This is a genomic window from Colwellia sp. C1TZA3 (genome assembly GCF_007954265.1).
GTDB lineage: Bacteria > Pseudomonadota > Gammaproteobacteria > Enterobacterales > Alteromonadaceae > Cognaticolwellia.
Genome location: NZ_VOLS01000018.1, coordinates 56,565 through 65,583, shown reverse-complemented (window position 1 = coordinate 65,583; position 9,019 = coordinate 56,565). Strand labels below are relative to the sequence as shown.

At 40.8% G+C, this 9,019-nt stretch carries 7 protein-coding genes; 5 read left to right on the top strand and 2 right to left on the bottom strand.

Features of this window, described 5'->3' with window-relative positions:
* Positions 1 to 219: 219 nt before the first annotated feature.
* Together ESZ39_RS07580 and ESZ39_RS07575 are read right to left on the bottom strand one after the other, a co-directional pair.
* Positions 220 to 651, bottom strand: a complete 432-nt coding sequence (locus ESZ39_RS07580; protein WP_146879309.1) for a CopD family protein — start codon at positions 649 to 651, stop codon at positions 220 to 222.
* Positions 651 to 2,339 (bottom strand): chloride channel protein, encoded by a 1,689-nt coding sequence (locus ESZ39_RS07575; RefSeq protein WP_146879308.1) that lies wholly within the window; start codon positions 2,337 to 2,339, stop codon positions 651 to 653. Before ESZ39_RS07575 ends, ESZ39_RS07580 begins: the two co-directional genes overlap by 1 nt.
* A 59-nt stretch (positions 2,340 to 2,398) precedes the next feature.
* Here ESZ39_RS07575 and ESZ39_RS07570 point away from each other — a divergent pair, with 59 nt between their 5' ends.
* From ESZ39_RS07570 to rnr, 5 genes are all read left to right on the top strand, one after another.
* The gene (locus ESZ39_RS07570) at positions 2,399 to 3,142 is read left to right on the top strand and encodes a DUF6776 family protein (protein WP_146879307.1); all 744 of its coding nucleotides are present in this window, start codon (positions 2,399 to 2,401) and stop codon (positions 3,140 to 3,142) included.
* A gap of 64 nt (positions 3,143 to 3,206) precedes the next feature.
* On the top strand, positions 3,207 to 3,548 hold the full coding sequence (erpA, locus tag ESZ39_RS07565) for an iron-sulfur cluster insertion protein ErpA (protein ID WP_146879306.1): 342 nt from the start codon (positions 3,207 to 3,209) through the stop codon (positions 3,546 to 3,548).
* Between the two features lie 335 nt (positions 3,549 to 3,883).
* Positions 3,884 to 5,293: a M20/M25/M40 family metallo-hydrolase gene (locus ESZ39_RS07560; RefSeq protein ID WP_191321722.1), complete on the top strand. Its 1,410-nt coding sequence runs from the start codon at positions 3,884 to 3,886 to the stop codon at positions 5,291 to 5,293.
* Between the two features lie 499 nt (positions 5,294 to 5,792).
* Positions 5,793 to 6,410, top strand: coding sequence for a tetratricopeptide repeat protein (locus ESZ39_RS07555; RefSeq protein WP_146879304.1), 618 nt, complete (start codon positions 5,793 to 5,795; stop codon positions 6,408 to 6,410).
* A gap of 156 nt (positions 6,411 to 6,566) precedes the next feature.
* Complete coding sequence (gene rnr, locus ESZ39_RS07550) at positions 6,567 to 9,014, top strand: ribonuclease R (protein ID WP_146879303.1); 2,448 nt, start codon at positions 6,567 to 6,569, stop codon at positions 9,012 to 9,014.
* The last annotated feature ends 5 nt before the right edge of the window (positions 9,015 to 9,019 follow it).

Genomic DNA, 9,019 nt, shown 5'->3' with positions numbered 1-9,019 from the left:
TAGTTAAAATAGCTCAAGGCTGTGTTGCTCTCAATCCCAATAGCCAGCTATTGCTCAATCGAGCGCCTTACCTTGAGTTATTTTTCCTGCGCACAACAAGATCACAAACTTAATGGAACTGGTATAATTACATCCGTCAACGTCGATAAAGTACAAGCTTGGCGCCTTCATCCGCTTCGGCATAAAATGTGCCGTAACCAAAAGCTTAATATACCAAGCTTAAAAAGGTTTTATGTAAACTAGCAAAATGACAATCAGTAAGATAATGACAGGCACTTCGTTGAAAAACCGATAAAACTTGCCAGAACGACTATTTTTATCAGCGGCAAATGTTTTGACTAATTTAAAGCAGTAACCATGATAAATGACTAATAACAGCACCAAGGCTATTTTTACATGTAACCATTTAGCAGCAACAAACCATGGATAGCCATATTGATAAATAATGGCAATACCTAATAAAACTGTCAAGATGGCAAAGGGGGTAACAAAATAAAGTAATCGTCGTTCCATACCTTTAAGCTGTTGGTGTACAAGAGGCTCACTTGATTCGGCGTGATTAACAAAAATGCGCGGTAAATAAAAGATACCGGCAAACCATGCAACCATAAAAAAAACATGAAATGCCTTAAGCCAGAGAAGGGTAACCATCAGTCAGTTTTTCCTTTTAATAAATAAGAGCTAATATAATCAAAGGTTATTATACCTATAATTTCATTTGGATTATCTTGATATATATAAATACCGCCAGTTCTATCTTTGACCAGCAGTAAATAAGCTTCAGCTAGTGTTGATTGGCTAGAAAGTGGCATTAGCCTGTGCTTTGCTAGCGTAGGCTTAGCGTCTATTTTAGTCATACTCTGCTGATAAAAAATAAATTGTGTCTTTTCATCAGGCTGCATGATTCGGTGAATAACATTATCTTGTGGTTTTTGCTCTGATAATGCTTTGGTAATAGTCTTGTCATCGACTTGTTGCAACAGCGTGATGTTCTCATCCATTACGCCAATGACCCCAATATGTTGTAAAAATTTTTCAAGTGGTGGTTGGCGGTAGGGTAAGCCCTGAATTTCCAATTGCATAATAAAAATCGAACGATTACCAAAAAATTGTCCAGAAAACACACAAGCACTGGTGATAACAATCATGGCAGGGACCATAATTTCTATTTGATTAGACATTTCCACCACACAAAGCAATGCTGCTAAGGGGGCATTGAGCGTGGCAGCCATAAAACCGGCCATGCCCATCAGTGCAAAGTCACTGGCAGAAATATCACCGTTGATAAAATAGCTTGCGATCACCGAGCCGCAGGTACCTGCAATGGCGCCAATACCGAGAATAGGGCCAATAATACCGCCGGGTATGCCTAAGCCAAGTGCAAAAATGGTCATCAGTACTTTTGCGGCTAATAAACCCAGTAGTAGTTGCAACTCAAGATTATTTTGCAAAGAAAAATTAATCGCACTTAAATCAGTTCCCATCACATAAGGCATCGCATAACCAAAGCAGCCAGTAATTAACGCCGCGGTAAGTATTCTTGGCACAAGATGAAAACGAGCACTGTGTTTGATGACTAATATTAAATTGTGATTAAAAATAAAGGCGAAAACACCCAGCACCATACCGAGTAAAGCCAAAGCAAGGTAATGGTCAATGTTTAAAGTAATGGCGGTAAAATGGCCAAACTCATGGTTGAGACCAAAAATATGACTCGTGGTCATCGAACCAACCAGAGCCGCAATCATTACTGGAATAAAAATATGGACTTTATACTCGCGTAAAATAACCTCCATAACAAACAAAACCGCGGCTATTGGGGTATTAAAACAAGCGGCAATACCAGCAGCAATGCCGCAAGCACTTAAGCTACGAATTGCGTTATAAGGTAAATTTAACTTGTTGCCAATATAACTGCTACAGGCGGCGCCTAAATGCACCGCTGGCCCTTCTCTACCTACTGAAAAACCGGCAGCAAGAGCCACTGCACTACCGATAAATTGATTAACCGTGTTACGAAAGGGCATTACGCCATTGGCAACTTTTAAGCGATGCAAGACAAAGGGAATGCCGCTGCGGATATACTTGTAACCGGTTAGCCAGGCAAATAAAAGAATCACCACAGCACCAATAATAGGTAATTGAAAACGACTTAAAGCGCTTATGCTGTTATAATCTTCTTTTTCAGGCAGAAAAAATAACTGAATGCCTTCAATGGCAAAAATAAATAGTACAACTAACAGCGCCGATGCAAAACCACCAATAGCGGCTAATAAACAAAGTTGCCATGATGTTTGCGGCACAGCTAGGCGCTTTTTTAGTTGGGTTATTGTCTTCATATTGAGTTGTTTTTATTGGCTATATTTACCGACATGCTGGATATCATCATACTCTTCAAATGAACTGGTTAGCAAAAATAAATTTCCGCACTGTAATTATGCGCTTAGGAAGCTTTAGTTCAGCAATTTTACTACTGGCCATTATTGCCATAGTATTATTTTGTGGCTATCGCCTAGGTAATTTTTATCATGGCTATCAGACTCAGATTTTAGCACAGCAAAAAGCTCGCTTAGATTTTACTTACCAACAATTAGTTCAGAAGACTCAACGCATCAATACCTTAGAAGTTGAGCTTGAAGTCGAACGCATGACCAATGCACGTAGTCAACAAACCTTAAAATTGATTGAACAAGAACACTTTCAAGTTAAAAAAGAACTCGCTTTTTATGAAAAAGTTATGGCGCCTGAGAAACAAGCAAATGGTCTAATTATTGACAGTTTGAACTTAACAAAAACCACCAGTCCTGGCCATTACCGTTTTCAAGTGGTGTTGGTGCAACAACTATTACGCAGACGTTATGCCAAAGGTTTTATTGAAGTAACTATTATCGGGAGTTTAAACGATCAGCCGACTAGTATCGCCTTGTCGGATCTGTCGACAGTAAACAAGGACGACTTATCCTTTAGTTTTCAATATTTCCAAACGGTAAGTGGTGACTTAACCTTACCAGAAAACTTTGTTCCTGAAACCATCAATGTGGCAGCAATATTGCCAAAAAGCAGATGGCAAAAATATAATCGCATCGATCATAGTTATCCATGGCTAAAAAGTATTGATAATATTACCCAGAGTTCGCCATAATACTTGACTAAAACAGTCAAGTTTAAGATAATTACCCTAGTTCATCCGTTTTAAGTTGAGTTATATGTCAAATACTGAATTACCTATTAAATTTTCCGACGCGGCAGCGACCAAAGTATTGTCGTTGATCACGGAAGAAGAAAACCCAGACTTGAAATTGCGTGTCTACGTTACAGGCGGCGGCTGCTCAGGATTTCAGTATGGTTTTACCTTTGACGAAAAAGTCAATGACGGCGATATGACCATAGTCAAAAAAGGCGTTACCATGGTGATTGACCCCATGAGCTTACAGTATTTAGTTGACGGCGAAGTTGATTATACTGAAGGCTTGGAAGGGAGTCGTTTCTTGGTAAACAATCCAAATGCTAGTACAACTTGTGGTTGTGGTTCTTCTTTCTCGATTTAATCGCTATCGCTGGTAAATAAAAGCCGACTCATGTCGGCTTTTTTGATCTTCAGTTTGGCGGGGGTGAAAAACTACGAATACCCAGTTATAGCCGTATAAAAATCTCATGCTATATTGAAAGCCTGCAGTTATAAACTATAGGTTTTTTTGCAATGACTTTTCAATGATAAAGGGCAGTTTATCTTTACAGTTACCGAAGGTTTATTATCGGTGATATGGTCAAAATCAGGCGAAGTGATTGCAAGTGAATTACCTTTTATAGATACTTAGTATCAATTGGTATAATAACAATGAATGAATTAATCAATCGAAAAATAATAGAGTTAAGGAAAAACATGATCCCAAAAACAAAATTTATAGCGGGTACTTGTCTAGCAATGTTAATAAGTGCAGCTAGCTTTATTACTGGCGCACAGCAACTAAACACCGACCAACAAGCGCAATTAAACCAGCTAAAAGCAACGGCATTACAATCAGATTTATCCTACCAATTAATCGAGTCATTAACCACCGAAGTAGGTCATCGCATGATGGGCTCAACAGGGGATAAAAAATCGATAGTATGGGCGGTTAATAAAATGAAAGCCTTAGGTTTTGATAAAGTATGGACCGAAGAAGTCACCGGCAGCTATTGGTTACGTGGCGAGGCAAAAGCACGTATTGTTGCACCGTATCCCCATGACCTAGTCGTTTTAGCACTCGGTGGCAGCATAGGTACGGTTAAAACAGGTTTGACAGCTAATATAGCTCATTTCGAAACTTTTGCTGATTTAAAAGCAGCACCAGACAATAGTCTTAATGGTCAAATAGCTTTTGTTTCCTATCAAATGGAGCGTCATATTGACGGCAACGGCTATGGTCCTGCGGTAGCCACACGCGTTAATGGCGCTGTTGTCGCTGCACAAAAAGGCGCTTCAGCATTAGTGATGCGCTCAGTAGGAACAGACAATAACCGTATCGCTCATACTGGGGTAATGCGTTATAAAGATAAAGTTAAACAAATTCCAGCGGCTGCCTTATCAAACCCTGATGCTGATTTATTAGTTAATCAACTTAAGCGTGGCGAAGCCGTTAGTATGTATTTGAAGATGACGGCTAGAACTAAAGCTGAAGTTGTGGCAACGTCGGCCAATGTTATTGGCGAGTTTACTGGTAGTGAATTTCCAGAAGAAATTGTCGCATTAGGTGCTCATCTAGACAGTTGGGATGTAGGAACTGGCGCATTAGATGATGGTTTAGGTATTGGTATGGTCATGGCGGCGGCGCATCACATTGGGCAATTGCCTGAACGTCCAAAACGCAGCATTCGGGTTATTTTATTCGCTGCTGAAGAAGTCGGCTTATTGGGTGCAAAGCAATATGTTAAAGACCATAAAGACGATATGGCGGCGCATGTTATTGGCGCTGAGTGGGATTTTGGTATCGGGCGTATATATAAAATGACCCCAGGTGTTGGTGCACAATCGCTCAATGCGATTCGTGAATTAGCCCAATATTTAGCGCCAATGGGTGTCGCCCTGGCACCAGAAAACAATGCTAAAGGGCAATCGGATATGAGTGCGTTAAGTGACGAAGGTATGCCAAGTATTAACTTTGCACCAGACGGCTCTAATTACTTCGATTACCACCATACTGAAAACGATACTTTAGACAAAGTTGAGCCTGAAGCCCTAAAGGTCAATACCGCCATTTATACCATGTATGCTTACTTTGCTGCACAAGCTATGGTCGATTTTAGAAAGTAGAGCATTTCAATGGGGATAAGTTAGCCCTTGGGTAAACGAATTCAGTTTTTGTTATAACACGGGCAAATTACAGTTGGGTATCAGCAATTGAATGCAAGATTCAATTGCTTACTATTGCGGTTTGTCCTTTGTTAACCTTTATCAAGCTTCTAAGCAAAAAAACACTTACTTACTTAAAGTTAAACCTGTTAAGTTCGTTAGCTAATTAAAAGTAACTTAGCTCAAGTGTTAAAAAAATATTATTAGCTGTTTACTAAGTTATTTATGCTAACGGTCGATATAATACCAGTTCCATTAAGTTTGTGATCTTGTTGTGCGCAGGAAAAATAACTCAAGGTAAGGCGCTCGATTGAGCAATAGCTGGCTATTGGGATTGAGAGCAACACAGCCCTGAGCTATTTTAACTAGTACAAGTGAGCAATAACTTAATGGGATTGGTATTACACTTTGAATCACCCCTGAATCTGACTCTGAATTACAACTTGTGCAAAGAGGTATTATGCAAAAACTACTTATCGCGATGTTATTGACAATAACCCCTGTCATTAGCGCCTCTGCTGCTGAATTGAGGGCTGTGCAAATTTATAGTGATAACGTCTTGCTTGATTTGATAAAAGAAAACAAGCACCTAAGCCGAGTGGTTATTGATGATTGTCAATTGGTGCAAGATATTGAAGCGCGAGCGATAAAGGCTGAAATGCCGGGATATCAGTTTCTTTGGGGCGATATGCTCGCCTATGGTGTTTGTATAAAAAAAGATGTGTCTTTGGGTTTACATTACATGCAAGCGGCAGCCGATCAGGGGTTATCTGAAGCATTAGAGCAAATGGGTCGTTACTATCATATGGGTAAATTCGTGCAAGTAGATATTAAGCAAGCTATGACTTTTCTTAAAGAGTCCGCAGCATTGAATAACATAAAAGCACAGCTTAGATTAGCAGATTTGTATTTAGCGGGTCACGGCAGCCCGTTGGATTTCCCTCAGCTATACACGCAATTACATCAAGCAGTTACTGATGATAAAAAAGTCCATAAAGTTATCGCTCAACATTTAGTAAAACTAACGGAAAAAATGCCTGAACGGGTGGTTAATGCCGCCAAAAATGGCCAGTATTAAGCGCTCAAGTCGATAAAGTGTGTTTTGTTAATGCTGCAAGTTTTATCTCGCTAGCTTTTAACCACCTCAATAGGCAGCACAAGCCTGCACATTGAAGTGGCTTGGGTATATAGTTAATCTACGATATACTGAAGAAAAAACCATTATTGAATAAATGTGACCAAAAACGACCCACACCAACAGCGAGAAGCTGACAAATATGACAAGCCAGTAGCGAGCCGTGAGCTGCTATTGTCTCTGATCGAAAAATCAAACATCCCACCGACGTTTAAAGCCCTTGTGAGCCAATTGCAATATACTGATGACGACATGTTAGTGGGAGTGAAACATCGATTACGTGCCATGGAAAACAGTGGTCAAATTGTCTTTAATAAATTTAAGCAATATGCCATAGCAAAGCGTAGTGATGTCTTAATCGGCAAAATTATTGGTCATCGTGATGGTTTTGGTTTTTTCTCTCCAGACAATGGTGACAAAGATTTCTATATTTCTTCTTATGAAATGAAACGTGTTATCCATGGTGATATTGCTGAAGCGATATTGCTTGACCGCTCCGATCGTAAAGGCCGTAAAGAAGTCAAAATACTCGATGTTATTACACCTCGGACCGCTGGTGTTGTGGGTCGATTTTTTATTGATCATCATATTGCCTGCGTAATACCGGATGACGCCCGTATTCAGCAAGAGATTTTGATCCAACCGGATAAAAAGTTAGGTGCTCGCCATGGCGAAGTGGTGGTCGTTAACATTATTAAAGGGCCTACCAAGCGCTCTAACGCCGTTGGTGAAGTGATCGAAGTGCTCGGTGAACACATGGCACCAGGTATGGAAATTGAAATTGCCTTGCGCGAACATGACTTGCCGAGTCAGTTTTCTGCTGAAGTGATTGCCCAAGTTAGCGGTATTGCTGATGAAGTTGAAGAATCAGCAAAAGCGCCAAGAGTAGATCTACGTGATTTACCACTGGTCACCATTGATGGCGAAGACGCCCGCGACTTTGACGATGCGGTTTATTGCCAACCCAATGCTGCTGGCGGCTGGACCTTATGGGTCGCTATAGCCGATGTTAGCTATTATGTGCGTAATAAAACTGCCTTAGATGAAGAAGCTATTTCTCGTGGTAATTCGGTGTATTTTCCGAGCCAAGTTATTCCTATGTTGCCGGAAAAACTCTCTAATGGCCTATGTTCATTAAACCCAGATGTTGATCGCCTTTGTATGGTTTGTGAAATGACCATTAGTGCCTCAGGAGATTTATCGGCATCTAAATTTTACCCTGCCGTGATGCGCTCTAAAGCGCGTTTCACTTATAGTAAAGTGGCGACCATTTTAGGGGTAAACCCAGAGCAAAAAGATGAAGACTATCGCACGGAGCTGCGAACAGAATACCAAGCCTTGATCCCCGATTTAGAAAACCTTAATACCATGTATCACGTGTTAGCGGCTGCTCGTGCTAAACGTGGCGCTATTGCCTTTGAAACCACAGAATCGCAGTTTCTCTTTAACAGTGAGAGAAAAATAGAATCTATTGTAGCAATGGTGCGCAACGACGCACATAAAATCATTGAAGAGTGCATGATTTTAGCCAATGTTGCGACCGCAGAGTTTATTGAAAAATATAAAAAACCAGGCTTGTTTCGTGTCCATGATAAACCTAGCGAAGACAAATATAATAATTTTCTCAGTTATGTAAACGAACTTGGGCTTGATTTGTCTTCGATGGGAGAACGCAAAGCGCAACCTGAGCCAATGGACTATTGCCATATTTTAGAGAAAATTGCTGGCCGCCCAGATCAAGAGCTGATTCAAACCATGCTTTTGCGCTCAATGCGCCAAGCGGTTTATCAAAGCGAGAACATCGGGCACTTTGGCTTAGCATTGCCGTCGTACAGCCACTTTACTTCGCCGATACGTCGTTATCCCGATTTAGTGGTGCATCGTGTGATTAAAGCCATTTTGGATGAGCAAGCGCAACATAAAGCTAATGCTGGCGCACATAGTTATACCCCTGAAGCAGTTATAGAGCTGGGTGAGCATTGTTCAATGACCGAACGCCGTGCTGATGACGCCACGCGTGATGTTGCTGATTGGCTAAAATGTGAATATATGCAAGATCATGTCGGTGATACCTTTACTGGCGTGATCTCAACAGTCACTAACTTTGGTTTATTTATTCGCTTAGCCGACTTACATATTGAAGGCTTAGTGCATATTACCTCGTTAGGTCATGACTATTATCACTTTGATGATGTACGCATGTGCTTAACCGGTGAAAATACTGGCGCTAAGTATCGCATCGGCGATACCGTGCAAGTGCAAGTTGCTGCGGTTAATCTTGATGAGAAAAAAATTGATTTAGCCTTAGCGGGTGAAAACACCGTGATCAAACGGGCTAAACCGGCATCAAAAAGCAAAAGCAGCGATAAACATAAACGCGGCAAAGGCTCTGCTGGCAAGGCCAAGGAACAAGACCAACAAGCTCAGCCAAATAAAAAGTCAGCTAGCCCTGATGATAAAGCCAGTGACAAAACCACGACTAAAGCTAAAAAGCGCAAGGCGAGAAAAAAACGTCCAGGTAAAAATGCCCGTAAAACAGACGATTAGTCATA